This window comes from Streptomyces sp. NPDC014764 (assembly GCF_043082785.1).
In the GTDB taxonomy this organism is placed as follows: Bacteria; Actinomycetota; Actinomycetes; order Streptomycetales; family Streptomycetaceae; genus Streptomyces; species Streptomyces althioticus.
In genome coordinates this window covers 382,561-407,162 of sequence record NZ_JBIBXY010000007.1, presented here as the reverse complement: position 1 = coordinate 407,162, position 24,602 = coordinate 382,561, and the positions used below count along the sequence as shown (strand labels likewise).

The window sequence follows — 24,602 nt, the reverse complement described above, 5'->3', positions numbered from 1 at the left end:
CCAGGCCGGACGAAAGTGGGACACATGCCGGACACCCAGCTCACCCTGACACTCAGCGGCGGGGACGCCGACGACGCCCGGGCGGTCGTCGGGGCGCTCGAAGGCACGTTCGGACCGCCGCAGGAGCGGCCCTCGGACACGGACGCGACCGTCCGCATGGCGACGTTCGGCGGCGAAGGGGAAGGCACGGGCGCGCCGGAGGACGGTCGCCGACCCCTGTCGGAACCGGTGACCGTCACCGTGCAGGGCACCCCCGAGGCGGTACGCCGGGCGAGCGACGCGCTGTCGCGGGCCTTCACGGCCCGCGACGAGGGCGCCGCCGCCGGCGACCAGGAGCAGGAGCGTCAGCTCGTGCTGGAGTCCTGAGGCGCCTTCGCTACCAGCGGCCCTCCACCTGCTCGCGGATCCGCCGGTCGTACAGGCCGGCGATCGCGGACAGGGTGGCGTCGGACAGCTCCGGCAGCCGGGCGGCGGCCGCGTTGGCGCGGGCCTGCTCGGGCGAGCGGGCGCCGGGGATGACGGTGGTCACGCCGGGCTGCTGGACGATCCAGCGCAGCGCGAGCTGGGCCGGGGTGTACCCCTCGGGGGCCAGCGCGGCGAACTCGGCGGCGGCCTCGACACCGGTCGCGTAGTCCACGCCGGAGAAGGTCTCGCCCTGGTCGAAGGCCTCGCCGTGCCGGTTGAAGGTGCGGTGGTCGTTCTCCGCGAAGACGGTGTCCTTGGTGTACTTGCCGGACAGCAGCCCCGAGGCCAGCGGGACGCGGGCGATGATGCCGACGCCGGCCTCGCGGGCGGCCGGGAGCACCTCGAGCAGCGGCTTCATGCGGAACGGGTTGAGGATGATCTGCACGCTGGCCACGTTCGGCCGGGCGATGGCGGTCAGCGCCTCGGCGCAGGTCTCCACGCTCACGCCGTAGGCCGCGATGCGCTCCTCCTCGACGAGGGTGTCGAGGGCGTCGAAGACCTCGTCGGTGGAGTAGACGGGGGTGGGCGGGCAGTGCAGCTGCACCAGGTCGATGCGGTCGACGCCCAGGTTGCGCCGGGAGCGGTCGTTCCAGTCGCGGAAGTTGTCCAGGACGTAGTTCTCGGGGATCTGGTCGACACGGCGGCCCATCTTGGTGGCGACCAGCACGTGCAGGTCGGGCCGTCCGCCGAGGAACGACGCGATGGTCTCCTCGCTGCGTCCGTCGCCGTAGACGTCGGCGGTGTCGAAGAAGGTGACGCCCGACTCGGCGGCGGCCTCCAGCACCGCGAGGGCGTCCTTGTCGTCGACGTCGCCCCAGTCGGCGCCGAGCTGCCATGTACCGAGGCCGATCACGGAGGCGTGCTGACCCGACCTGTCGAAAGTGCGCTCTTCCATGCCGGTCAGTCTGTCATCCGTCCCGGCCCGGCGACCGGCGGCTCCCCCGCCGGGGCGGCGGCTCAGGCGCTCACGGCCGTCCGGCACTCGGGGTGGCCCCAGCCCTTGTCGTTCCTGGCGATGGGCTCGCCGGCCGCGTACGACCGTCCGCACGGGCAGCGGCCGGGGAACTTCGCCTTGATGGTGCGGGAGGAACTCCCGGATTTGCGGGCGGACTTGGCGCCGCCCGAGGCACGGCGGGAGGAACCGCCGGAGGACGGGCGTGGCACGGACGGCGGCGGCTCGGGCGAGCCCTGCGCGCTGCCCGCGTCCTGCTGGGCGGAGGCCGCCTGGCTGGCGGCGCGGTCGGCGAAGTCGTTGAGCCGGTCGCCGTCGACCTGGTGGGCGGGCACGTAGCGGAACTCGACGGAGCGGTCCTGGAGCAGGCCGTCGATGCGGACGACGAGCTCCTGGTTGGCGACGGGCTTCCCGGCGGCGGTGCGCCAGCCGTTGCGCTTCCAGCCGGGCAGCCAGGTGGTGACGGCCTTCATGGCGTACTGCGAGTCCATCCGCACCTCGAGCGGCACACCGGGGTCGGTCGCCGCGAGGAGTCGCTCCAGGGCGGTGAGTTCGGCGACGTTGTTGGTGGCGGTGCCGAGGGCGCCGGCCTCCCAGCGGTCCGGCGTCCCGGAGCCGTCCGCGATCACCCAGGCCCATCCGGCGGGTCCGGGGTTTCCCTTCGAGGCCCCGTCGCAGGCGGCCACCACACGTTCACGCATGCGACCGATCATGCCATGGCCGGGCGGGTGTCCCGGTTCCGGTCAGCCGACGGGTTCGGTGCCCGGCATCCCGCCCTTGGCGGTGGTGAGGTCGATGACCGAGAAATCGGCGCCCTGCGGGTCGCCGACCGCCGCGAACCGGCCGAACGGCGAGTCCATCGGCCCGAAGCGCAGCACCCCGCCGCGTTCGGCCGCGCGGGCCACGGCGGCGTCGCAGTCGTCGACGGTGAAGTACACGTTGACGTACGGGGGCGCCTCGGGCGGGAAGTCGTCGGTCATCCGCATCCGGCCGAGGACGCTGCGCTCCCCCAGGTCGAAGACGCGGAAGTCCATCTCGCCCTCGAGCTGCTTCGAGCGGTAGCCGAAGACGGCCGGGAAGAACGCGTCGGACTTCTCCGGCTCGCGGGTGCAGACCTCCGCCCAGCAGTACGCGCCCGGTATCTCCGTCGCCTGGAACCCATCGTGGGTGCCGGACTGCCACACCCCGAAGACGACCCCGCCGGGGTCACGGGCGAGACACATCGTGCCGTGGTCGGCGACCTGCACGGGCTCCATCAGCAGTTCGCCGCCCTGCTCGCGGATACGGGCGGCGGTGGCGGAGGCGTCCCGGGCGGCGAGGTGGACGCACCACTGGGAGGTGCCGTCCTGCCCGGGCATGGGCGGCACCACGGCGGCCACCGCCTTGCCGTCGGCGTACGCCTGGGTGTAGCTAGCCGCCCTGTTCGGGCGAGGTCTCGCCGAAGGTCCAGCCGAGGACGTGGCCGTGGAAGTCCTTGGCCCGGTCGAGGTCGTCGAACACGGCGTCGGCCCAGCAGGGCGTCCCTTCGGGTGCTACGGCCATGGCTGCGGCCCTCCGTGTCACGGGTGGACTGTCGTCCCCTCACGCCAGCCACGGCCGGGCGGACCCGCGCGCCGGACGCGGAGAGGTCCCCGACGAAGCGGATGAAGAGCCCTGGTCCGGCGTGGCGAGGAGGCGCAGCCGTTCGGCGGACTCGGTGTTCTCCTCCGCGCCGCTGAAGATGACCCGCACGCCAGGGGCGTCGGTCAGCCGCAGCACCTCCTCGTCCAGGAGGAGGGTGCCGACCCGGGGGTGGCGGTAGCCGCGCTTGGAGTACAGGCAGTCGCTCACCGGGTGGGCGGACCAGATGCGCACGAAGTCGGGGCTGCGGGCGCGCAGCTCACCGATCAGCGCGTGCAGTTCCTGGTCGTCGGGGTGCTGGGCGGCCGCGTGGCGCAGGTATCCGGTGATGTCCCTCGCCTGTGCTTCCCAGTCGAGGAGCAGGTCCCGGGTCGAGGGATCGAGGAAGGTCATGCGGGCGATGTTCGGCCGGGGTCCGCCGGGGGCCTCGTCGGGTGCGGGCAGACCCCACAGGGCGAAGCCCAGCCGGTTTCCGCCGAGGACGTCGGCGCGCCGGCCGACGACGAGGACCGCCTGGCTGTCGGCGGCGTCCACGAGCGCCTGTACGGCAGGGCGCAGGCGTTCGGGCTCGCCTGTGCCGTTCCCTGCGCCGGCAGTCCGGCCCGGTCTGACCAGACGGGCGAGGTAGGCCTGCTCGTCCGGGCTCAGTCTCAGGACCCGCGAGAGGGAGGCCAGGACCGAGTCGGAGACCTGGTGGCTCTCCCCCCGTTCCAGGCGGGTGTAGTAGGTGACGCTGATGCCGGCGAGCTCGGCCAGTTCTTCCCTCCGGAGGCCGGGCACCCTGCGCTGCCCGGACGACGGCAGACCGGCCTCCTCGGGTGTGAGCGCCGCACGCCGGTTCCGGAGGAAGGCGCCGAGCTCCGACGACGACGACCAGGCGATGCTCATGCGTGAAGTATCCCAGGCGGCGTGCAGTCGTACCTGTCCACCGCGTGGCCTACAGGAGTCCGCCGGCCGCGCCGGGGGTCCATGGCGTGCTCCGGCCCGTCCCGCAGTGCCGTCCGGCCAGGGGGCGTGGGGGCGGCCGGCCCCGTCCGCTCAGCCGATCCGCACGCTCGCGATCAGGCCGTCGCGCAGGTGGAAGGTCATCGGGCCCGTTCCGTTGTACCCGTTCCCGGTGACCGCGAGCGTGACGACGTAGCTGTCCGGGTCCGGGCCGGGTTCGACCCCCTCCGTGCCGAAGTGCGACTGGACGCCGATGTTGTCCGTGCGGTTCCAGGACCGCACCCCGTCGTGGCCGTGGAACTCACGTCCCCAGTCGTTGAGGTAGGCGTCCTCGGTGAAAGCGGCCACGAAGGCGTCGCTGTCACCGCGGTTGGTGGCCTCGACGAACGTACGGATGGCGTCCGGGAGATCGGGAGTGGACATCCGGTTCCTTCCTCGCAGCATGCCGGCCGGGCCGGCGCGGGGGCGTGGGTCCGCGGGCACGCCCCGCGCCGCCCTCACGCCTCGCCCGCGTACGCCTTCTCCAGTTCCGCGATGTCCAGCTTGCCCATCGTCATCATGGACCGCAACGCGCGGTTCGCCTTCTCGCGGTCCGGGTCGCCGATCATCTGCGTGAGCCGCTTGGCGTTGACCTGCCAGGAGACGCCGTAGCGGTCCTTGAGCCAGCCGCACGGGCCGTGCTCGCCGCCGCTCTCCACCAGCTTCTCCCAGTAATGGTCGATCTCCGCCTGGTCGTCGCAGTCGAGCTGGAAGGAGACCGCCTCGTTGAACGTGAACTCCGGTCCGCCGTTCAGGGCCACGAACCTCTGGCCGTTGGCCGTGAACTCCACGGTGAGTACCGAGTCCTCCTCACCCGGGGTGGCCCCGGTGTTGCGGACCACGTCGCCGAGCTTGGAGTTGCCGAAGACGGAGACGTAGAACTGGGCCGCCTCCTCCGCCTGGCCGTCGAACCAGAGGCAGGTGGTGAATCCGTCGGTGTCCATGAGTACCTCCCGTGTGGGGCGCCCCTCGAGGGAACGCGGTCACCGGTGAAGACCGGCCGCGGCGACAGAAGTCATCGGTGGGTCCGAAATCCACTGTGCACGGCCCGTCCGTGACCGCTCTGCCCTGGGCGAATCTGCCGCGGGCAGAGATTCCCCCGGCGGCGGTCCCGCGCGCCGACAGTGGACGCACACGGCCGTCCGGCCGTGCTCCGACCAGTGATCCACGGGAGCGTCCATGTCACCACTCATCGCCGGCCCCGGGCCGGCCCAGCCGCGGGCGGAGGACGGCGACACCCCGCCGTCCCGCTTCGACGACCACCTCGCCGCCCAGCTGCTCGCTCAACGGATCGTGGTGCTCGGCACCCAGGTCGACGAGGTGTCCGCGAACCGGGTGTGCGCGCAGCTGCTGCTCCTGTCCGCGGAGGACCCGCGCACCGACATCAGCCTGTACATCAACAGCCCCGGAGGCTCGGTGCACGCCGGGCTCGCCATCTACGACACGATGCGGCTGATCCCCAACGACGTCGCCACCCTGGCCATGGGCTTCGCGGCCAGCATGGGGCAGTTCCTGCTCTGTGTCGGCACGCCCGGCAAGCGCTACGCCCTGCCGAACGCGCGGATCATGATGCACCAGCCGTCGGGCGGCATCGGCGGCACCGCGGCCGACATCGAGATCCAGGCGGAGAACCTGGAGTTCACCAAGCGGACCATCGAGCGGATCACCGCCGAGCACACCGGCCAGACCCCGGAGACCATCTCGCGGGACGGCGACCGGGACCGCTGGTTCACGGCCGAGCAGGCCCGTGCGTACGGGATGGTCGACCGGGTGCTGGACTCGCTGGACGACGTCCGTCCGGCGGCCACCCGACCGAGGATGGGGCTGCGCTGATGGGGACGTACACGATTCCGAACGTCGTCGAGCGCACCGCGCGCGGCGAGCGGTCCTACGACGTGTTCAGCAGGCTGCTGGCCGAGCGGATCGTCTTCCTGGGCACGGAGATCGACGACGGCGTGGCCAACGTGGTCGTCGCACAACTGCTGCACCTGGAGTCGGAGGCGCCGGAGAACGAGATCGCGGTGTACCTCAACTCCCCCGGCGGCTCGTACACCTCGCTCATGGCGATCTACGACACCATGACGTTCGTGCGGGCCCCGATCTCCACGTTCTGCGTGGGGCAGGCGGCGTCCACTGCGGCCGTGCTGCTGGCCGGCGGGGACCCGGGGCGCCGGTTCGTGCTGGAGCACGCGCGGGTGCTGCTCGGCCAGCCGGCCTCCGGCGGGATGCAGGGCACGGCGTCCGACCTGGCGCTGCGCGCGAAGGAGATGACCCGGATCCGGGCGCAGGTCGAGGAGGTGCTGGCCCGGCACACGCACCACGACGTGGCGACCCTGCGGGCGGACATGGACCGGGACAAGGTGTTCACCGCGCAGGAGGCCGTGGCGTACGGCCTGGCCGACGAGGTGCTGACCCGGCGGCCCGCTCCGGTGTGAGCGGCCGCCGGGCCGTGCGGTGCGGGCGCGTCCCGCTCAGGCGGCCAGGCAGAGCCCGCCGTGCGCGGCGCCGTTCCGCGCCGAGCCGTCGTGCAGGGAACCGTTCCGCACGGAGCCGGCGGGGACGGCGGACCGGCGCGACGTGACCCGGACCAGCTCCGCGTGCGTGCGGGCGAGCAGGTCGCCGAGGCCCAGGCCGAGCGCCCCGGCGGCGGCCGCGAGGACCTCCGAGGAGGCCTCCTTGCGGCCGCGCTCCACCTCCGACAGATAGGGCATGGAGATCCGCGCCGCGTCGGCGACGTCCTTGAGGGTCCGCTCCTGGGCCTGCCGCTCCTTGCGCAGCACGTCGCCGACGAGGTGCCGCCAGAGCGGCTCTCTGGGCGCGGCGGCGGGCGGGGCCGGCGGGCCCGAGGCGGCCGGGCCGGGTCGCAGGGGAATGACGCGGGCTTCGTTCGGCGCGTGATCGGTCACGTCCTCAGCCTAGGAATCCCGCTCCCGCGGGCAAGGGAGCGGGATTCCGCCCTGAGTGAAGCCGAAGAAGCGGACGACTTTCCTCCGCCCTGATGGTGCCGCGCCGCACCGTCGGCCGTACCATCGGACGACAGGCGTGACGGCCGGTGCGGACCGGGTCTCCCCGAGCGGTCGTGTGCGGTCCGTCACGGAGAAGACAGGCATAGGTCCACGGAACCGGGGTATCCGGGTGCTTCCAGTCTCGTGGCAGCCATGACGTTCGTGGGGAGAGGGCAATGACGACCGCCGTGATCCGGTCGCAGGAGCGGACCGTCGACGGGCACACCGGGGCCGCCGGGAGCGAGGACCTTCACGATCCCGCCGACCCGCGCGCCGTCGCGCCCCGCGACGCCCGCGAACTCTCCCGGCAGTTCTTCCGCCGTCTCGCGGAGCTGGAGGAAGGCACCCGCGAGTACCAGTACGCGCGGAGCACGCTCATCGAGATGAACATGTCCCTCGTGCGCTTCGCGGCAGGGCGGTTCCGCGGCCGGGGCGACGACATGGACGACGTCGTGCAGACCGGCATGATCGGCCTGATCAAGGCCATCGACCGGTTCGAGCTGTCCCGCGAGGTCGAGTTCACCTCCTTCGCGCTGCCGTACATCGTCGGCGAGATCAAGCGCTTCTTCCGTGACACCACCTGGGCCGTGCACGTGCCGCGGCGGCTGCAGGAGCTGCGTGTGGAGCTGGCCAAGGCCCGCGAGGAGCTGTCGAGCCGGCTGGACCGCGAGCCCACCGTCGCCGAGCTGGCGACCCTGATGAACATCAGCGAGCAGCAGGTCGTCGAGGGCCAGATCGCCGCGAACGGCTACAACTCCTCCTCCTTGGACGCTGCGCTCACCGGCGACGGTCCGGAGCACGGTGAGGCCGTCCTCGCCGACTTCATCGGCGTCGAGGAGGAGCGGCTGGCCCTGGTGGAGGACTTCCACGCGCTGGCCCCGCTGATGGCGGAGCTGAGCGACCGCGACCGCGAGATCCTGCACATGCGGTTCGTCGAGGAGGCCACGCAGGCGGAGATCGGCGAGCGGCTGGGCTGCACGCAGATGCACGTGTCCCGGCTGATCAAGCGGATCATCACCCGGCTGCGGACGGGCATGCTGGGCGAGCTGGGCTGCGCCTGACGGCGGTGCCCACCGTCCCCCGGCACACCGAAGGCGCCCCTGACGCTTCAGGGGCGCTGCTGTGAGAACAGGGGCGTGTCCGTCGTTCAGCCGCCGGTGAGGTCGATCACCGCGCGGACGCGCTTGCCCACCGGTACGCGTTCCACGCCGACCTCCTGCGCCAGCGCGCGCACGATCTCCAGACCGTGGCGTCCGATCCGCTGCGGGTCGCGCGGGAACACGCGGGGCAGGGTGCCGTTGCTGTCGTAGACGGCCACCGTGAGGGTGGTGTCCGTGCCCTCCAGCTCCAGGATGTACGGACCGGTGCTGTGCCGGTCGGCGTTGGTGACCAGCTCGCTCACCACCAGCAGCACGGCTCCTTCCGCCTTGGCGTCGATCGTGGCGCACCACTCGGTCCTCAGCTGGTCGAGGAACTGCGCCGCGAAATGCCGCGCCTCGGCGATGCAGCCCGGCTCGCCGGTGAAGTGTGCCGCCCGCCGCAGCGGTTCCACGGGCACGTCGAAACCAGTCGGTATCACTACCCCGTCCAAGCGATAGGTCATGCGTTTCTCTCTGCGACGCCGGGTCGGCCGGACGATCCGCACCGGTCCTGGTACCCCGAGTCGGGCGGGGCAGTCCCACTGATCCGGAATCGACTTCCCCGTGGGGGGTGAGGGTATGCCTGACGGAGCGCGCGGGGCCCTTTTCCAGCGCCGCGACGGAACACCCCCAAGGGCGCGGGGAACTGCGCGACCAGCCGCGCACGGCCCGCTCCCGGCGACGAGCAGCCCCCGGCACCCCGGTAACCGTAGGGGGTGTCGCGCAGTTCCGCGCTGACGAGCCGGCGAGGGCGAGCGCGCGGACGGACCCCGTCGGCGGGCGCCCCACGCCCCCGCTGATTAGCGTGCTCGCGTGAGCGCACACTCCCCTTCCCCTCCGCGGTCCCCCCTGCACGGCTGGGTTCCCGCGCTGGTCGCGGTGGTCGGCTCGCTGGCCGCGATGACCGTGGTGGCGGCCCTGGGGGTCTGGGCGGCCGGGGCCGCCGATCTTCCGGAGGGCGCCTTCGGTCCGGTGCTCGCCGCCGTTCTGGTGCTCGCCGTCGGCGGGACGGTGCGGCTCTCCGGGGACGCCGGCGGTCTGGCCGGTACCGAGGGCGGTCTGACCGCGATCCCGCTGACCGTCACCCTCACCGGGGCGCTGCTGCTCGGTTGGTTCTTCCTGCGGCCGCTGCACCGCCGGACGGTGGTGGGCGCGCCCGGGCTGGCGGGGTGGGCGGCGCGGATCGCGGTGCTGTGGCTGCTCGCCGTCCTCGGTCTGGCCCTGGCCGCCCGGCGCACGTTCGAGGTGTCCCTCGGGGACGATCTGCTCGGCGATCTGGGCGAGCTGTTCGGGGTGAGGCCGACCGTCGGCTTCGCGGCGGACGTGCTGCCGACCGTGCTGATCGGACTGGTGTGGCTGGCGGGCGTGCTGGTGGTGGCGATTTTGGTGTCGCGCGGCGCGCCGCTGCCTCCCGAGCTGATGCGGTTCCAGGCGGGGGCGCGGCCCGCGGCGCGCGCGACGCTGGGGCTGCTGCTGGCCGCCGTGGCCGTGGCGCTGGTCGTCGCGCTGGTCGTGGCCGCCACGAAGGGGCACGCCGCCGAGACGTTCGCCGTGATCCTGCTGGGGTTGCCCAACGTGGCCTGGCTGGGGCTGACCGTGGGACTGGGGGCGACCTGGGAGGGCCGGGTGCAGGGGCCGTTCGGGCTGCCCATGCCGCAGGTGCTGGACGAGGTGCTGCGCACCCCGGACGTCTCGGAGCTGAACCTGGGCTCGCTCGTCGACCACGACGGCGGCCGCTGGTGGTGGCTGCTGGTGGGTGCGGCGGTGCTGGTGGCCGGTGCGGCCTGCGCCATGGCGGCCGCCTCTCCCGCCCGGGTGCCGCCCTGGCAGCACGCGCTGCGGCTGGCGGCGGCGCTGGCGCTGGCGGTGCTGACGGTCGGTCCGACCGCCCGGGTCTCCGCGCGGATCGGCCTGTCGGTGCTCGGCATCGGCGACCTGGGCGAAGGGCTGACCGGGCAGGTGCTGCTGGAGCCGCAGCTGTGGGGCGCGCTGGGACTGGCCCTGCTGTGGGGCCTGGTGGCGGGGTTCGCGGGGGCGTGGGCCGTACGGGGTCTGCGGCGGTGGAGACGCTGACGGGCGGTCCGGGCTCAGGCGACCGGGACGCCGAGCACCCGGGCGGCCCGCTGCATCCGCAGGGCGTCGACGGACTCGGCGAGGAGTTCGTACTCCGTCGTTTCGTCGCCGGTGGCGACCCGCACCATCCGTCCGGCGGCGAGCGCCTCGGCGACTTCCTCCTGCCGGTCGACGTCGCCGCACCAGGTGCGGAGCACGGTGGGCACGTCGGTCACGTCGTCGGCGACGGGGACGAGCGCGCCCGGGGGTAAGTGCTCGGATTCGGGCTGCGGGTCGAGCCGCTCGGCGATCCAGAGGGCGCGGTCACGCAGCCACCACAGGGCGAGCGCGAGGGTCGGGGCCCGGTAGGTGCCCAGCGGGACCCCGATGCGCCGGCCGTCGCAGACCCCGTACGCCGTGACGTGGCACAGGAATTCGTCGTGCACGTTCCCTCCCCCGCTGCGTGCTCGCCCGCCGGTTCCGGGCCGGCTGCCCGCTCCGTGGCTCGCGTGCTGTGCGTGAGGGCGCAGTCGCTCGGTGTGAAGCGCTCTCGTGTCGAGTATGTTCACCGCTGAATCACTGTCACCATGTGTTTCCGGCCAGTCTCCTGGCATATGCGGGCCCCGTCCTGGCCGAAACGGCACGGGTGGGCGCATCGGCCGAGGTGACCGGTCTGCCGGAAGACGAAAGCACCGGCCGCCGCCCCCGTGGACGGGGGTGACGGCCGGTGACGGAAGCCGCTTACTGCTTGACGATCGCGTCGATCCGCGTCAGCTCCTCGTCGGAGAAGTCGAGGTTGCGGGTGGCGGCGACGCTGTCCTCCAGCTGGCGGGGACTGCTCGCACCGACCAGCGCGGAGGTGAGGCGGCCGCCGCGCAGCACCCAGGACAGGGCCATCTGCGCCAGGCTCTGGCCGCGGGCGGAGGCGATGTCGTGGAGCGCGCGCAGCCGGCCCACCAGTTCCTCGGTGAGGGCGTCGGTGTTCAGGAAGGGGCTGTCGCTCGCGGCGCGGGAGTCCTCGGGGATGCCGTCCAGGTAGCGGGACGTCAGCAGGCCCTGCTCCAGCGGGGAGTACGCGATGGAGCCGACCTGGAGTTCGTCGAGGGCGTCCATCAGGCCCTCGTCCTCCGGGCGGCGGTCGAGCATCGAGTAGCGGGGCTGGTTGATCAGCAGCGGGGTGCCCAGGTCGCCGAGGATGCGGGCGGCCTCGCGGGTCTGCTCGGCGTTGTAGTTGGAAACGCCGACGTAGAGCGCCTTGCCCTGCTGCACCGCCGTGTGCAGGGCGCCCATCGTCTCCTCGAGCGGGGTGTCCGGGTCGAAGCGGTGCGAGTAGAAGATGTCGACGTGGTCCAGGCCCATGCGGCTGAGGCTCTGGTCCAGCGAGGACAGCAGGGACTTGCGCGAACCCCATTCGCCGTACGGACCCGGCCACATCAGGTAGCCGGCTTTGGTGGAGATCACCAGCTCGTCCCGGTACCGCGCGAAGTCGGCCTTCAGGGCCTCGCCGAGGACGGACTCGGCGGCGCCGGGCGGCGGGCCGTAGTTGTTGGCGAGGTCGAAGTGGGTGACGCCCAGGTCGAAGGCGCGGCGCAGGATGGCCCGCTGGGTCTCGGCCGGACGGTCGGGACCGAAGTTGTGCCACAGGCCGAGCGAGAGCGCGGGGAACTTCAGGCCGCTGCGTCCGGTGCGCCGGTAGGGCATGTCCGCGTAGCGGTCGGGGTGTGCGGTGTACAACGCGACTCCAGAGGGGTTGGCACACGTCTTGACGTTCGTCGTGGCGGTTCGTCGGACCGCCCGTCCACTCTGTCGTGACCTGCGGGGAGTGGTCCAACAGAAGAATCCGATGCAATTCAGCGGCTAGGCTTCTCAATCATGGAACTGCGCCATCTCCAGCACTTCGTGGCCGTCGCCGAGGACCAGCACTTCACCCGTGCGGCGGAACGGCTGATGGTCTCCCAGTCGGGCCTGTCGGCGTCCATCCGGGCGCTGGAGCGCGAGCTGCAGACGCCGCTGTTCGTGCGCACCACCCGCAGGGTGACGCTGACCGAGGCGGGGCGGGCGCTGCTCGCGGAGGCAGAACGCATCCTGGCACAGGTGCGGGCCGCGCACGAGGCGGTCGCGGCGGTGCAGGGGGTGCTGCGCGGCACCCTCGCGGTGGGGACGGAGCAGTGCATCGCCGGGGTGCACGTGGCGGAGCTGCTCGCCGCGTTCCGCCACCGCCACCCGGACGTGGAGATACGGCTGCGCCAGTGGGGCTCGGCCGCGCTCGCCGAGGAGGTCGCGGCCGGGCGGCTGGACCTCGCCTTCGCCTACCGCGTCGACGCCGAACCGGACCAGCTGCGCGTCGTGCCGCTGACCGGCGAGCCGATGACGGTGCTGTGCCACCCCGACCACCTGCTCGCCCGCGCCGGGGCGCCGGTCACCCCGCGGGACCTGGCCGACGAGGTGTTCGTCGACTTCCACCCCGACTGGGGGCCGCGCCGCGCCACCGACGCGGCGTTCGCGGTCGCGGGCGTACGGCGCACGGTGGCTCTGGAGGTGAACGACGTGCACAGCCTGCTCGACCTGGTCGACGAGAACCTCGGCGTGGCGGTGGTGCCGCGCCACTTCCGCCACAAGCGTCCCTCGCTCACCGCGCTGCCGCTCAAGGACACCGGCGAGGCCGCGTACGAGACGGTGGCGCTGGTGCCGTCGCCGCGCGCCACGAGTCCGGCGGCCCGGGCGCTCATGGAGCTGCTGGACACCGGGGCGCGTGACGCCGGAAGCTGAGCGAGTCTGGAGGCATGCATGCCAAGGACATCCTCATCGAAGGTTACGGACGCATCCGGGAAGAGGTCCACGCCGCCGTTGGAGGGCTCGGGCCCGACGAGCTCGCCGCCCGGCCCACGCCGGAGGCGAACAGCGTCGCGTGGCTGGTGTGGCATCTCACCCGGGTCCAGGACGACCACGTCGCGGACGCCTTCGGCCTGGACCAGGTGTGGCTCGCCGACGGCTGGGAGAAGCGGTTCGGGCTCGGCCTGCCACGCGGCGCGACCGGGTTCGGGCACACCCCGGCGCAGGTGGCCGAGGTGCGCGTGGACTCCCCCGACCTGCTGACCGGCTACCACGACGCCGTCCACGCGCAGACCCTCGGCGCGCTGCGGACGCTCACCGCGAAGGACCTGGAACGCGTCGTGGACGAGAACTGGGACCCGCCGGTCACCCTGGGCGTACGGCTGGTCAGCGTCCTGTCCGACGACCTCCAGCACGTCGGACAGGCCGCCTACGCCCGGGGGCTGCTTCAGAGCGCCGCGTCGTAACCCGGCAGGACGACGTCCCGGATCAGCGCGACGCGCTCGTCGTACGGCAGGAACGCGCTCTTCACCGCGTTGAGGGTGACCGTGCGCAGGTCCTCGGCGGTCCAGCCGGCCTGCTCCACCAGCAGGGTCATCTCGCGGGTCATGGTGGTGCCGGAGACCAGACGGTTGTCGGTGTTGACGGTGACGCGGAAGCCGAGGTCCTTCAGCGGGGTGACCGGGTGCTCGGCGATCGAGGTCGCGGCGCCGGTCTGGAGGTTGGAGGTCGGGCACATCTCCAGAGCGATACGGCGGTCGCGGACCCAGGAGGCGAGCCGGCCGAGCTTGCCGCCCGCGAGGTCCGGGATGTCCTCGGTGAGGCGCACGCCGTGCCCGATGCGCTGGGCGCCGCACACCTGGACGGCCTGGTGGATGCTGGGCAGCCCGTGGGCCTCGCCCGCGTGGATGGTGAACGGCACGTTCTCGCGGCGCAGGTGCTCGAAGGCGGCGAGGTGGTCGGCGGCCGGGAAGCCGTCCTCGGCGCCGGCGATGTCGAAGCCGACGACACCCGCATCACGGAAGGCGACGGCCAGGTCGGCGGCCTCGCGGACCCGGTCGAACATCCGCATGCCGCACAGCAGCGTGCCGACCCGGACGGGCGTCCCGGCAGCGGCCGCCTTGGCCATGCCGGCGGCCAGCCCTTCCTGGACGGTCTCCACGACCTCGGCCATGGTGAGCCCGCCGCGGGTGTTCAGCTCGGGGGCGTAGCGGACCTCGCCGTAGACGACGCCGTCGGCTGCGAGGTCGAGGACGTACTCCTCGGCGGTGCGCAGCAGGCCCTCGCGGGTCTGCATCACGGCCAGGGTGTGTTCGAACGTGGCGATGTAGCGCACCAGGTCGCCGGAGTTGGCGGCTTCCACGTACCAGGCGGCGAGCTCGTCCGGGTCGGTGGTGGGCAGGGTGTGGCCGACGGCCCCGGCCAGCTCCACCACCGTGGCGGGGCGCAGACCGCCGTCGAGGTGGTCGTGCAGGACCGCCTTCGGGAGGCGACGGATCACGTCGGCGTCTATGCGCGTAGATGTCATGGCGTGCGGTTCCTCGGCGTGTGGTTCGGCATGGTGGGTCGTGGCGGGTCAGCCGGCGGGCTGGAGCAGGTCCCAGCGATTGCCGTAGAGGTCCTGGAAGACGGCGACCGAGCCGTACGGCTCGTGGCGCGGCTCCTCCAGGAAGGTCACTCCGGCGGCGGTCATGCGGGCGTGGTCGCGGGCGAAGTCGTCGGTGTGCAGGAAGAAGCCCACACGTCCGCCGGTCTGGTCGCCCACCCTGGCCCGCTGCTCCTCCCCCGCGGCGCGGGCCAGCAGCAGCGCGGCGCCGGTGTGCCCGGCGTCCGGCTCGACGACGACCCAGCGGCCGCCGTCGGGCCGGGGCGCGTCCTCGGCGAGCCGGAAGCCGAGGGCCTCGGTGTAGAAGCGGATCGCCTCGTCGTAGTCGTGGACGACGAGGGTGACCAGGGCAATGCGTCTCATCGTCACCTCTCGGAGGGGTTGACCGGAGAGGTTATACGTAAAACTGCGGGAAACGCCAGTCCCGCCCCGGCGGCCCTTCCGGGGCGGGACCACGAGATCCGCTACGGGTAGGTGTAGGTGTTCAGCGCGTCGACGGCGGCCGTGGGATCACCCAGGTCGTAGCGGTCGACGGCGAGGTAGGTGGGCTTCTTGCGGGCGGCCGGCTGGCAGAAGCGGCGGGCGCGGTCGGCGAGCTTGGTGTTGTCGGTGGTGGCGGTGGAGGCGACGGCGGCGTCCCGGAAGTGGTTCATGACGAAGAGGGGCCGGAAGCCGGGCTCGGTGCGGGTGAGCGGGATCGTGGTGTTCGCGTCGTACCATCGGCTGTAGCAGGACCAGTCGGAGGAGCCGATGCCCGGGCCCATGGACCAGTGATTCTCGACGGTCCAGTCGCGCTGGTACATCACGCCGAAGGTGTCCCGGGTCAGCCCGGCCGAGCGGTCGGCGTCCTTGCTGTGATCGGTGAAGATCAGCAACCGGTGTCCGGCAGCGGCCAGTTCGCCCATGGTGGGCCAGCCGTTCTCCCGCACCCCGGTGCGGTCGGGGCGGTAGAGCACGTCCGACAGCCCTTGTACGCGGTCCAGTTCGGCGCGCAGGACACCGGGGTCGACGTAGTCCTCCAGGAAGACGGTGACGAACTCGTCCGGGTGGGCGCGCAGGAAGTCGGTGATCCGCTGGAGGTCGACCCACAGGGCGACGGGTCTGCGCACCAGGGTGCAGCTGTTGTGGCAGAGGATGGCGCCGTCCGGCGTCTGGTGGATGTCCAGCATGAACCCGCGCACACCGTCACGGAGTTGTTGTTCGATGCCCCGGCTCTGGTTGGGGAAGAGGTCGACGAAGGGCGGGGCGAAACCGCCGTCGACGCCGTTCGCGTAGGCGTTGTGGGCGGTGAGGAACGTGACCTCGTCGAGGGTGCGCTGCTCCCTGGGCGGCATGGGGCCCCCGGGCGCGTCGGCGGGGGTGAGGTACCAGGCGGCGAGGTCGCCGGCGCCGCCGATCGACAGCGGAGCGGGGTGGGTGGCGCCGACGGGCTTGGGCGCGACGGTGAGGCGCCGGTCGGTGCCGGGGGCGGCGAGCGCGTACCGGTCGGCGCCGAGCGGGGTGATCTGCCAGCGCGCCTCGGCGGAAGCGCAGGAGACGGTGCGGGCCCGGTCGCCGGCGCGTCCGAGGCAGGCGCCGGGGGTGTCGGTGTTCTCCAGCAGGTGGTGGGCGCCGTCGGGGCGCAGGCTCCACTGCTGGCGGTCCTCGTTGCCGCGCGGGCGGTGCTGTTCGACCGTCCCGGAGGCGTCGGCGGCGTTGAGGCCGGTGACGGCGTTCTGGACGTAGTACGTGCCGGGCCGCGGTACGGCGTCGGCGGGCGCGGCGGGCGCGGGCGTCACGGCCGCCGCGGCGAGCGCGGCGGTCGTGACGGCGATGGCGAACAGGGCGTGGGGGGTGCGCATGCGGTTCCCTTCGTCCGGAGGGGGCGGGCCGTGACTCCGGGGCGGGCCCGGAGTCACGGTCAGGTGCATGACACCACGTCGCGCCGTCCGCGTCAGCAGTACAGGTTGCCGCCGGGGGTCGTCCCGAGGATCTGGGTGAACTGCTGATACTTCGTCACCCGGCTCTGGACCTGCGCCGGGTTCCTGCCGTCGCACTCCAGGGTGCCGTTGATGCTGCGGATCGTCTGGCCGAAGCCGGCCCCGTTCACCATGGCGGCGTGGCCGGTCATGCTGCCCGGACCGGACTGGGTGTTCCAGTACCAGAGGGCGGTCTTCCAGGCGACGGCCGCGTCGTTCTGCACCAGCCAGGGGTTGTTCAGCAGGTCGATGCCCAACGCGTCGCCCGCGGCCTTGTAGTTGAAGTTCCAGCTGAGCTGGATCGGACCGCGGCCGTAATACGCGGCCTGGCCGGCCGGGCAGCCGTACGGCTGTCCCCAGTCGCAGTAGTGCGGGTAGTTGGCCTGGTTCTGCTCCACCACGTGCACCAGACCACCGGTCTCGTGGCTGACGTTGGCGAGGAAGGCGGCCGCCTCCTGCTTCTTCACCGTGTCGCTGCCGGTGTTGGCGAAACCGGGGTAGGCGCTGAGCGCGGCGGTGAGGCCGCTGTAGGTGTAGAAGGGGTTCCGGTTCGGGAACATCTGGTTGAACTGCGCCTCGGTCACGACGAAGTTCCCGACGGGCGTCCCGGGCCCGTTGTCACAGGCGTAGGGCTCCCAGTACCAGGTGCTGATGGTCGGGTCGTAGCCCGGGTTGGCGTGCTCGGCGATGTACGCCTTGCCGTCGGTGTAGCGGACGATCGCGCCCGCCTCGTACCACTGCCCGGCGGCCCAGGCGGGGTAACTGGAACACGCGGCCGTCGTGGCGGCCGAGGCGGTGGTGGCCGCCGCGGGGAGCAGCATCGGCGCGCTTCCGGCGAGGACGAGGGCTGCGGTGACGGCGGCGATACGGCGTCTCGACAAGGGATCAACTCCTTTGCGGAACACGGCCGCTCCCGCGACGAGGACATGCCGGGGCGAGACCTCGCCCGCACGCGCCGGCGGGGCCGGTCACGGCGTGGGGGCGGCCGTGGTGGGGGGTGTGCAGCACACTCAAGCGCTTTGGTCTGTACCAGTCAAGGGTCTGGACCAGTCACAGTGGCGCGTACATGTCGCTGAAGGAAGTCCTTCAGCCGGCGGACGCGAAAGAACCCCGCCCCCGATTACACATAAAGGGGAAATAAGAGCACAATGGGACATACGCGGCGCGTACCGCATACCGCACCCAGACGCGGTCAGGCCTGCTAGTCAAAGGAGACGACCATGGCCAACGTCTCACACCAGCGTGGAGATCTTTCCAGCCATCCGGATGCACCGGAGATGCGGGCACGCTACGAGCGCGTCCTCGGCAGCCGTGACGTCGCTTTCGTGGACGGCCCGGTGTTCCTGCTCGGCCTCTACTGCGCAGTGTCACCGTGGATCCTCCACTACACGACGAGTCAGCCACCGCTCGTGACGCACAACCTGATCGTCGGCATCGCGATCGGTCTGCTGGCCCTCGGGTTCACGGCGGCCCCCTCACGCATGTACGGCCTCAGTGGAGCCATGTGCGCGCTGGGCATCTGGATGATCATCTCTCCATGGGTCGTGGGCACCAACCCCGACGCCGGGGTGATCTGGAACAACGTCGTCATCGGCGCCCTCACCGTGATCCTGGGCACCGCGTGCGCCGCCACGGCGGCCAGGGCGGCATCCAAGGCGTCGTAGGAACCCACGGCGACTCTCCCTCCCCCCGGCCGGTCCGCGTGATCTCGCGGACCGGCCCCTTCTGTGCGACTGCCGCCGCTGCCGGCGGGCAGACGCTTCTCAGCGGAGGACAGGGAAAGGGGAGACATGGAGATCGACGGCATCATCAGCGCCCTGGTCATCGGCATCGTGATCGGCGTCCTCGGCCGCCTGGTCGTCCCGGGCCGTCAGCGCATCGGCATCCTGTGGACGATCCTCGTCGGCATCGCCGCCGCCCTCATCGGCTCGGCCCTCGCTTCGGCCCTCGGCGTGGCGGACACCAAGGGCGTCGACTGGGTGGAGTGGCTGATCCAGATCGCGCTCGCGGCGGTGGGCGTGGCGGCCCTGGACCGGGCCAAGCTGAACCGCTGACGCGGAGGGCTTGCCGTGGAGCGGTGACTGTCCCACGGGTGGTGAGTGTCCACCCCCGTCGGGCCGGTCACCGCTCTTGTGCGTCCTGGCCGGCCGCGCCCCGGCCTACCGGGGCGGCTCGTACACGTACGGGGTCGTCACCGTCAGCGGGGTGAAACCGAGGCGTCGCAGGATGGGGCGGCTCTGCGGGGACGCGTCCACGTGGAGGACGCGGTAGCCGCGGGCCGCCGCGATGCGGGCCCGGTGGGTGACCAGGGCACGGTAGATGCCTCGGCCCCGCCACTCCGGAACCGTGCCGCCGCCCCACAGGCCCGCGAAGCTCGTGCCGGGGGTCAGCTCCATACGGGCCGCGCTGACCGGGACGTCACCCGCGAGGGCGAGGACGGCGGCGACCGTGTCCGGAGTGGCGGACAAGGCGTCGAGGAGCTGGCGGCGGAAGCGGGACGCGTCGTCGCCGAAGGCGCGTTCGTGCACCTCGGCGGCCTGGTCGACGCCGGCCGCGTCCGTGACCGGGACGACGCGTACGCCGTCGGGGACGGCGTTGTCCGGGCCGAGCGCGTCGGTCTCCGCCGCCATCAGCGTCTCGTCCGGCTCGGCGGTGAAACCGGCCGCCGAGAGGCGGCCGCCCAGGTCCGCCGGCTCGTCGTGCGCGTACAGCTTCCACTCGAAGGACAGGCGCCGGGACGTGTAGTGCGCGATCTGGTCGGCGATCGCCTCGTCCGCTTCTTGCGCCGCGGTGAAGCCGGACCACACGACTCCGTTCCAGCCGTGGGCGGGGGCCGTGCGGCGGACCACCCGGCCGACGCGTTCGACGACGACATCGGGTCCGTCCGGGCGGGCGTGCAGACGCATCTCACGGTCGTAGCGGGCGAGCAGGACGGCCGGTGCGGTGGTGGCAGGCATGCCGGGAGTGCATCATCCGGCTCCCGGCCGGGCAACGGGATTATCGTTGCCGACGATCAAGCCGCCCAGGAAGGACGGGACCATGGCCGTACGGGACGACGAACTGCCCCACCTGCGCCGCTGCGTGGAGCTCGCCGCCGAGGCGCTGGCGGCGGGCGACGAGCCGTTCGGCTCCGTGCTGGTGTCCGGGGACGGCGCCGTGCTCGCCGAGGACCACAACCGGGTGGCCTCCGGCGACCGCACCCGGCACCCCGAGTTCGAGCTGGCGCGCTGGGCGGCGGCACACATGGCGCCCGGGGAGCGGGCCGCCGCCACCGTCTACACCTCGGGCGAGCACTGCCCGATGTGCGCCGCCGCCCACGCCTGGGTGGGCCTGGGCCGCATCGTGTACGTGGCCTCGTCCGAGCAGCTGACGTCCTGGCTGGCGGAGCTGGGAGTTCCCGAGCCGCCCGTGCGGCCGCTGCCGGTCTCCGCGATCGCCCCGGACGTCACCGTTGACGGACCCGTGCCGGAACTGACCGACGACATCGCCGCCCTGCACCGGCGGTTCCATCGACGGAACGGCTGACGCGACCCGCCCCCGGGTTCGGCCGGCGCGCGGCGGACCCGGGGGCGGGGGCGGGCGGAGCGTTTCCGTGGGGCGGTCAGACGCCCGTGCGGAGCCGGGCGCGACGGTACAGGGCGACTCCGCCCAGGAACATCGCGGCGCCGGTGGCGAGCACCGGGACCGTGTGGTCGGCTCCGGTCTCGGCGAGTGCGACCTGCTCGGCGGGGGCCGCCTCCTGCTCTTCCACGGGGGCGGGCAGGGTGCGGGCCGGCACGGTCCGCTCGGGCGCGGGCTCCGGGCGCTCGCCGGAGTCGTTGACGGAGCTGTTGTCCGTCGACGGGTTGCCGATGCCGACCACGTTCACGCTGTTCCCCGTCACGTTGACCGGCACGTGCACCGGGAGCTGAACGCCGTTGCCGGACAGCAGCCCCGGCGAGCCGTGCGCGTCGCCCTCGGCGGCCGCGCCCGACGTGCCGGAAGCGCCGGACGTCCCCTTGGAGGAACCGGCAGCCGCCTCGTGCCGTACGTCCTCGTTGACGCAGGTGTTGCCCGCCGCGGGGTTGAGGAGGCCCACCACGTTCACCGTGTTCCCGCACACGTTCACCGGCACGTGCACCGGGAGCTGAACGCTGTTCCCGGACGCCACTCCGGGCGACCCGGCCGCGACGCCCTCCGCCCCGGAATCGGCGTACGCCGGCATCGCCACGGCCATCGCGCCGGACGCGGCGGCGACGGCGATCACACCGTTTCGGGTCACCCTTCGCATGAGTTCCCTGCCTTCCAGACTTGGTCGCGAGCGTTCGCCCGCCACCGGGTAGAACGCGGGCGTGGCATCCGGGTTATGGCTCCTCCGTATGCCGCAGCCGGTTCACCCCATAGGGGGTCCCGAGGTTCGAACCTCCGGCAAAGTCCGTCGAACTCGCGGTGCCCGAACGCACGGACGCGGCCCGTCGCCGGCGCCGCACGGCCGACGGGCGGGCGGGGCGGGGCCCGCTTATGGTGGGCGAGGGCGCCGGTCGGGCGCCTTGGGAGGCTTCGATGCTGGGCGAGCTGTCCGAGCGATTCCGGGGCGGTCACCACGCGAACGCGCTGCCGCCCTCCTTCCGGCGCGGCGCGGCGGCCGGAGCGGTCGGGCTGGTCCTGCTGGCGACGGGCCTGACGGCCACCGCGCGCGACGAACCCGATCTGGGCCGGTTCTACGGCCAGGAGATCGAGTGGGCGGCCTGCGAGGGCACGGAGCTGCCGAAGGACCTCCAGTGCGGGACGCTCACCGTGCCGCTCGACTACGCCGACCCCGGCAAGGGCAGCCTGGAGCTGGCGCTCGCCCGTTACCGCGCGTCCTCCGACGACCCGCGCGGCTCGGTCGTGCTGAACTTCGGCGGTCCCGGCGGCTCCGGGGTGCAGGGCCTGGCGTACGGCCGCAAGGACTTCCTCGGTCTGACCGACGACTACGACGTGGTGTCGTTCGACCCGCGGGGCGTGGGCCGTTCCTCCCCCGTGAGCTGCGGGGCCGACGCGACGAGCCGTGCGCTGGAGGCGACCGACGGCGAGGAGACGGGCGATCCGCGCGACGCGCTGCGGCAGTTGCGCGAGGTGGCGGCCGAGTGCGAGAAGCACTCCGGCCCGGTCCTCGCCCACATGGGCACCGTCGACGTGGCCCGCGACCTGGACGTGATGCGTCAAGCGCTGGGCGACAAGAAGCTCAACTACCTCGGCTTCTCCTACGGGACCCGGCTCGGCGCGGTGTACGCGGCCCGGTTCCCCGACAAGGTGGGCCGGATGGCCTTGGACGGCGTGGACACGCTGACCGAGCCGCTGGCCGAGCAGGGTCTGGCCAGCGCGCGCGGGCAGCAGACGGCGCTGGAGAACTTCCTCACCTGGTGCACCGAGGAGCTCGCCTGCCCGTTCGGGCAGGACGCGCGCGCCGCCCGCGAGCACGTCGTCGACCTGGTGCGCTCCCTCGACGACACCCCCGTGCCGACCGACTTCGGCTACGAGTTCACCGGCCAGGACCTGGCAGGCGCCATCGCGCAGGGCCTGTACACCAAGGAGATGTGGCCGGTGCTCCAGCGGGTGCTCGCCCAGCTCATGGAGGACGGCGACACCAGCGGCGTGGAGGCCCTCGCGTCCGGCGGGTCGGCCCCCGTGCCCGCCCCGCCGCCCGCGCCGTCCCCGGCTCCCGCCCCGGCACGCGACGACGAGCCGCTCGCCGACGAGGAGGACGTCCCGCTGGACAACCTCCCGGCGGCGCTGATGGCGGTGAACTGCGCCGACGACCCGGACCGCCCGGACGAGAAACAACTCACCGGGGACCTGGCCCGCTTGCGCGCCGCGTACGAGGAGGCCTCGCCGGTGTTCGGGCCGTACCGGCTGGCGCAGGTGGTGCTGTGCCACGGCCGTCCCAGGGGGACCGACTACATCCGGGAGAAGGTCAAGGACCTGGACACCCCGAAGATGCTGCTGGTCGGCACCCGCGGCGACCCCGCCACCCCGTACTACTGGACGGAGCAGACGGCGAGGCGGCTGGGTCCGTCGGCCGTGGTGCTGGACAACCGCAACGAGGGCCACACGGGCTACGGTTCGTCCGAGTGCGTCCACCGCAAGGTCGACGACTTCCTGCTCTACGGCTCCCTCCCGCCGAGCGGCAGCTCCTGCGGCACGGAGGACGAGGACCGGATCTGACGCGGGCCGTCCCGTCGGCCGGAGTGTCCGTCGGCGCCGTCCTCAGCCGGAGGCCTCCTCGACACCGTCGTCCTCCTCGTCCGCGTCCCCGCCGGACCGCAGCGACCCGGCGGCCTCCCCCGCGTCCGGCACGGACACCGCGAGCCGCACGAACGGCGCCGGGGGCCTCAGGTCCAGGACCACCACCGGGACACCTGCCCGTACGGCGACGAAGTCGCGGCCCAGCACGTGCTCCCGCTCCCCCACGCAGAACCGCCCCGGCCGGCAGCGCCCGACCACCGGCGTACCGCGCATCGCGCGCCACCAGTCGGGCTCCACCCCGGCCGCCGCCACCCACGCCCGCGGCACCCGTACCGCGCGGCGGCGGGCGAGCAGCGCCTCCCACCACGCCAGCCGGACGACGACGGCCCACCCGTCCGCGTCCCGCTCCACGGCCAAACGCGCCATCGGCGGTCACCTCCCCCACCAGCGTGCACCCGCGGCCCGCAGGACCGCAGCGCGCCCGGCGGGCATTTTGCCCCGAATGCCCTACCGCGGATTCCGCCCTATGGTGCTGTCATGGAGCACGATCTGAGTCCCTCCGCCCTCGCCGAACTCCGTCGGCCGCGCCCCTACCCGGCGGTGTCGGTGCTGACGCCGACCCACCGCCGCGACCCGCTGAGCACCGAGGACGCGGTGCGGCTGCGCACCATGGTGGCCGAGGCGAAGAAGAAGCTGGAGTCCGATCCCGCGGTCCCCCGGGACCGGCGCGCCGACGTGGCCGCCCAGCTGGACCGGGCCCTGGCCGAGGTCGATCTGGCGCACGCCGAGGACGGCCTGGTCATCTTCGCCGCCCCCGGCGAGCACCAGGTGTGGTCGCTGGCGCGCAGCGTCCCTGAGCGCGTGGTGCTCTCGGACACCTTCCTGACCCGCAACCTGGTCTCCGCGCAGACGGCGGAGCGCCCGTTCTGGGTGCTGTCCGTCGCCGCCGACCGGGCCTCGCTGTGGAGCGGCGGCCCGGACCGGGTGGTCGAGGAACACGCCGGCGGCTTCCCGCTGGTCCGTGAGGAGCCCAACTTCGACCCCGAGCGGCTGGAGCGGGTCGGGGACCAGCCCAGCAACTACCGGGACGAGGACACCCGTCGCTTCCTGAAGGAGGCGGCGACGGCGCTGGCGTCCCTGGTGCGGGCCCACCCGAGGCAGCTGTACATCACCGGCGAGCCGGCGGCACTGTCGCTGCTGTGCGAGTTCGGCGGCGTCTGCAAGGACGCCGTGCAGGTGCCGCGCGGCGGACTGGCGCACGGGACGCCGGAGATGGTGTGGCAGGCGGTGCGGCCCGCGCTCGAGGAGCAGGACCGCAAGCGCGCCGAGGAGGTGGCGCGGGAGCTGGAGTCCGCGCGCAGCCGCAAGGAGTTCGCGGCCGGTGTCGACGAGCTGTGGCAGAACGCCCGCGAGGGGCGGATCCGGCTGCTGGCCGTCGAGGAGAACTACCGGATCACCGTCCGTGACGACGGTGAGCATCTGATCGTCGCCGAGGACGACGACCTCGACGCCCGCGAGGACATCGTGGACGAGATCGTCGAGCAATGCCTGGAGACCGGCGCCGACGTGCGGTTCGTGCCCGACGGCGCACTGGGGGACGCACAGGGCATGGCGGCGGTGCTGCGCTACTGACGGGCGGCGTCGGGACGCGGAGAGATCACCGGGTCACCGCGTCCCGACGTCGAACTGACACCCGATCCTCGAACGTTTGAGTGAATCACGACGGGGCACCTGACGCCCCGTCAGTTCACCTGCGTACCATGAGAGTTGGGGTGTCCGACG

28 protein-coding genes and 1 pseudogene are annotated in these 24,602 nt (G+C 72.7%); 12 read left to right on the top strand and 17 right to left on the bottom strand.

Features of this window, described 5'->3' with window-relative positions:
• Positions 1–24 precede the first annotated feature (24 nt).
• Positions 25–366 carry a hypothetical protein gene (locus ACF1AG_RS20690; protein WP_387796953.1) on the top strand — a complete coding sequence of 114 codons (342 nt, stop codon included), beginning with the start codon at positions 25–27 and terminating at the stop codon, positions 364–366.
• A 10-nt stretch (positions 367–376) separates the two neighbouring features.
• On the opposite strand, the gene ACF1AG_RS20685 is transcribed toward ACF1AG_RS20690, so the two are convergent.
• From ACF1AG_RS20685 to ACF1AG_RS20660, 6 genes and pseudogenes are all read right to left on the bottom strand, one after another.
• Positions 377–1,360, bottom strand: a complete 984-nt coding sequence (locus ACF1AG_RS20685; protein WP_359603436.1) for an aldo/keto reductase — start codon at positions 1,358–1,360, stop codon at positions 377–379.
• Positions 1,361–1,422: 62 nt separating this feature from the next.
• Positions 1,423–2,130, bottom strand: a complete 708-nt coding sequence (locus ACF1AG_RS20680; protein ID WP_359603437.1) for a ribonuclease H — start codon at positions 2,128–2,130, stop codon at positions 1,423–1,425.
• A gap of 30 nt (positions 2,131–2,160) precedes the next feature.
• Positions 2,161–2,959: pseudogene (locus ACF1AG_RS20675) on the bottom strand (VOC family protein).
• Positions 2,960–2,998: 39 nt separating this feature from the next.
• Positions 2,999–3,925 (bottom strand): helix-turn-helix domain-containing protein, encoded by a 927-nt coding sequence (locus ACF1AG_RS20670; protein ID WP_391810166.1) that lies wholly within the window; start codon positions 3,923–3,925, stop codon positions 2,999–3,001.
• 150 nt (positions 3,926–4,075) lie between these two features.
• Positions 4,076–4,405, bottom strand: coding sequence for a nuclear transport factor 2 family protein (locus ACF1AG_RS20665; RefSeq protein ID WP_252541473.1), 330 nt, complete (start codon positions 4,403–4,405; stop codon positions 4,076–4,078).
• A gap of 74 nt (positions 4,406–4,479) precedes the next feature.
• On the bottom strand, positions 4,480–4,965 hold the full coding sequence (locus ACF1AG_RS20660) for a VOC family protein (protein ID WP_391810165.1): 486 nt from the start codon (positions 4,963–4,965) through the stop codon (positions 4,480–4,482).
• A gap of 235 nt (positions 4,966–5,200) precedes the next feature.
• On the opposite strand from ACF1AG_RS20660, the gene ACF1AG_RS20655 reads away from it, so the two are divergent.
• The gene (locus ACF1AG_RS20655; RefSeq protein WP_359603444.1) at positions 5,201–5,854 is read left to right on the top strand and encodes an ATP-dependent Clp protease proteolytic subunit; all 654 of its coding nucleotides are present in this window, start codon (positions 5,201–5,203) and stop codon (positions 5,852–5,854) included.
• A complete protein-coding gene (locus ACF1AG_RS20650; RefSeq protein ID WP_387796956.1) occupies positions 5,854–6,456 on the top strand; it encodes a ClpP family protease in 603 nt (200 codons plus the stop codon). Before ACF1AG_RS20655 ends, ACF1AG_RS20650 begins: the two co-directional genes overlap by 1 nt.
• A gap of 36 nt (positions 6,457–6,492) precedes the next feature.
• On the opposite strand, the gene ACF1AG_RS20645 is transcribed toward ACF1AG_RS20650, so the two are convergent.
• The gene (locus ACF1AG_RS20645; protein WP_359603448.1) at positions 6,493–6,927 is read right to left on the bottom strand and encodes a helix-turn-helix transcriptional regulator; all 435 of its coding nucleotides are present in this window, start codon (positions 6,925–6,927) and stop codon (positions 6,493–6,495) included.
• Positions 6,928–7,202: 275 nt separating this feature from the next.
• On the opposite strand from ACF1AG_RS20645, the gene ACF1AG_RS20640 reads away from it, so the two are divergent.
• A complete protein-coding gene (locus ACF1AG_RS20640) occupies positions 7,203–8,087 on the top strand; it encodes a SigB/SigF/SigG family RNA polymerase sigma factor (protein WP_359603450.1) in 885 nt (294 codons plus the stop codon).
• 86 nt (positions 8,088–8,173) lie between these two features.
• On the opposite strand, the gene ACF1AG_RS20635 is transcribed toward ACF1AG_RS20640, so the two are convergent.
• Complete coding sequence (locus tag ACF1AG_RS20635) at positions 8,174–8,629, bottom strand: ATP-binding protein (protein ID WP_359603452.1); 456 nt, start codon at positions 8,627–8,629, stop codon at positions 8,174–8,176.
• 349 nt (positions 8,630–8,978) lie between these two features.
• Here ACF1AG_RS20635 and ACF1AG_RS20630 point away from each other — a divergent pair, with 349 nt between their 5' ends.
• Complete coding sequence (locus ACF1AG_RS20630) at positions 8,979–10,238, top strand: streptophobe family protein (RefSeq protein ID WP_359603454.1); 1,260 nt, start codon at positions 8,979–8,981, stop codon at positions 10,236–10,238.
• 14 nt (positions 10,239–10,252) lie between these two features.
• Here the strand turns inward: ACF1AG_RS20630 and ACF1AG_RS20625 are convergent, their stop codons facing one another.
• Together ACF1AG_RS20625 and ACF1AG_RS20620 are read right to left on the bottom strand one after the other, a co-directional pair.
• Positions 10,253–10,663, bottom strand: a complete 411-nt coding sequence (locus tag ACF1AG_RS20625) for a hypothetical protein (protein ID WP_359603456.1) — start codon at positions 10,661–10,663, stop codon at positions 10,253–10,255.
• 295 nt (positions 10,664–10,958) lie between these two features.
• Complete coding sequence (locus ACF1AG_RS20620; protein WP_391810164.1) at positions 10,959–11,951, bottom strand: aldo/keto reductase; 993 nt, start codon at positions 11,949–11,951, stop codon at positions 10,959–10,961.
• 138 nt (positions 11,952–12,089) lie between these two features.
• Here ACF1AG_RS20620 and ACF1AG_RS20615 point away from each other — a divergent pair, with 138 nt between their 5' ends.
• Together ACF1AG_RS20615 and ACF1AG_RS20610 are read left to right on the top strand one after the other, a co-directional pair.
• Positions 12,090–12,986, top strand: coding sequence for a LysR substrate-binding domain-containing protein (locus ACF1AG_RS20615; RefSeq protein ID WP_391810163.1), 897 nt, complete (start codon positions 12,090–12,092; stop codon positions 12,984–12,986).
• 14 nt (positions 12,987–13,000) lie between these two features.
• Positions 13,001–13,516 (top strand): DUF664 domain-containing protein, encoded by a 516-nt coding sequence (locus ACF1AG_RS20610; RefSeq protein WP_359744606.1) that lies wholly within the window; start codon positions 13,001–13,003, stop codon positions 13,514–13,516.
• On the opposite strand, the gene ACF1AG_RS20605 is transcribed toward ACF1AG_RS20610, so the two are convergent.
• From ACF1AG_RS20605 to ACF1AG_RS20590, 4 genes are all read right to left on the bottom strand, one after another.
• The gene (locus ACF1AG_RS20605) at positions 13,498–14,577 is read right to left on the bottom strand and encodes an adenosine deaminase (protein WP_387796964.1); all 1,080 of its coding nucleotides are present in this window, start codon (positions 14,575–14,577) and stop codon (positions 13,498–13,500) included. The genes ACF1AG_RS20610 and ACF1AG_RS20605 overlap by 19 nt on opposite strands.
• 48 nt (positions 14,578–14,625) lie before the next feature.
• Entirely contained in the window at positions 14,626–15,018 is a 393-nt protein-coding gene (locus tag ACF1AG_RS20600) for a VOC family protein (RefSeq protein WP_359603465.1), read from the bottom strand.
• 101 nt (positions 15,019–15,119) lie between these two features.
• Positions 15,120–16,496, bottom strand: a complete 1,377-nt coding sequence (locus ACF1AG_RS20595; protein WP_391810162.1) for a phospholipase — start codon at positions 16,494–16,496, stop codon at positions 15,120–15,122.
• Positions 16,497–16,588: 92 nt separating this feature from the next.
• The gene (locus ACF1AG_RS20590; protein WP_387796968.1) at positions 16,589–17,494 is read right to left on the bottom strand and encodes a glycoside hydrolase family 19 protein; all 906 of its coding nucleotides are present in this window, start codon (positions 17,492–17,494) and stop codon (positions 16,589–16,591) included.
• 339 nt (positions 17,495–17,833) lie between these two features.
• Between ACF1AG_RS20590 and ACF1AG_RS20585 the strand changes: the two genes are divergently transcribed.
• Complete coding sequence (locus ACF1AG_RS20585; protein ID WP_359603468.1) at positions 17,834–18,277, top strand: SPW repeat protein; 444 nt, start codon at positions 17,834–17,836, stop codon at positions 18,275–18,277.
• 126 nt (positions 18,278–18,403) lie between these two features.
• Positions 18,404–18,667: a GlsB/YeaQ/YmgE family stress response membrane protein gene (locus ACF1AG_RS20580; protein ID WP_354758925.1), complete on the top strand. Its 264-nt coding sequence runs from the start codon at positions 18,404–18,406 to the stop codon at positions 18,665–18,667.
• 105 nt (positions 18,668–18,772) lie between these two features.
• Here ACF1AG_RS20580 and ACF1AG_RS20575 read toward each other — a convergent pair whose 3' ends face one another.
• On the bottom strand, positions 18,773–19,570 hold the full coding sequence (locus ACF1AG_RS20575; protein ID WP_387796970.1) for a GNAT family N-acetyltransferase: 798 nt from the start codon (positions 19,568–19,570) through the stop codon (positions 18,773–18,775).
• Between the two features lie 82 nt (positions 19,571–19,652).
• Between ACF1AG_RS20575 and ACF1AG_RS20570 the strand changes: the two genes are divergently transcribed.
• Positions 19,653–20,138 carry a nucleoside deaminase gene (locus tag ACF1AG_RS20570; RefSeq protein WP_359603472.1) on the top strand — a complete coding sequence of 162 codons (486 nt, stop codon included), beginning with the start codon at positions 19,653–19,655 and terminating at the stop codon, positions 20,136–20,138.
• 76 nt (positions 20,139–20,214) lie between these two features.
• Here the strand turns inward: ACF1AG_RS20570 and ACF1AG_RS20565 are convergent, their stop codons facing one another.
• Complete coding sequence (locus ACF1AG_RS20565) at positions 20,215–20,883, bottom strand: chaplin (protein WP_359603474.1); 669 nt, start codon at positions 20,881–20,883, stop codon at positions 20,215–20,217.
• Between the two features lie 272 nt (positions 20,884–21,155).
• On the opposite strand from ACF1AG_RS20565, the gene ACF1AG_RS20560 reads away from it, so the two are divergent.
• Entirely contained in the window at positions 21,156–22,799 is a 1,644-nt protein-coding gene (locus ACF1AG_RS20560) for an alpha/beta hydrolase (RefSeq protein ID WP_359603476.1), read from the top strand.
• 42 nt (positions 22,800–22,841) lie between these two features.
• Here ACF1AG_RS20560 and ACF1AG_RS20555 read toward each other — a convergent pair whose 3' ends face one another.
• Positions 22,842–23,246 carry a hypothetical protein gene (locus ACF1AG_RS20555; RefSeq protein ID WP_359603478.1) on the bottom strand — a complete coding sequence of 135 codons (405 nt, stop codon included), beginning with the start codon at positions 23,244–23,246 and terminating at the stop codon, positions 22,842–22,844.
• 111 nt (positions 23,247–23,357) lie between these two features.
• On the opposite strand from ACF1AG_RS20555, the gene ACF1AG_RS20550 reads away from it, so the two are divergent.
• Complete coding sequence (locus tag ACF1AG_RS20550) at positions 23,358–24,452, top strand: chemotaxis protein (RefSeq protein WP_391810161.1); 1,095 nt, start codon at positions 23,358–23,360, stop codon at positions 24,450–24,452.
• Positions 24,453–24,602 lie beyond the last annotated feature (150 nt).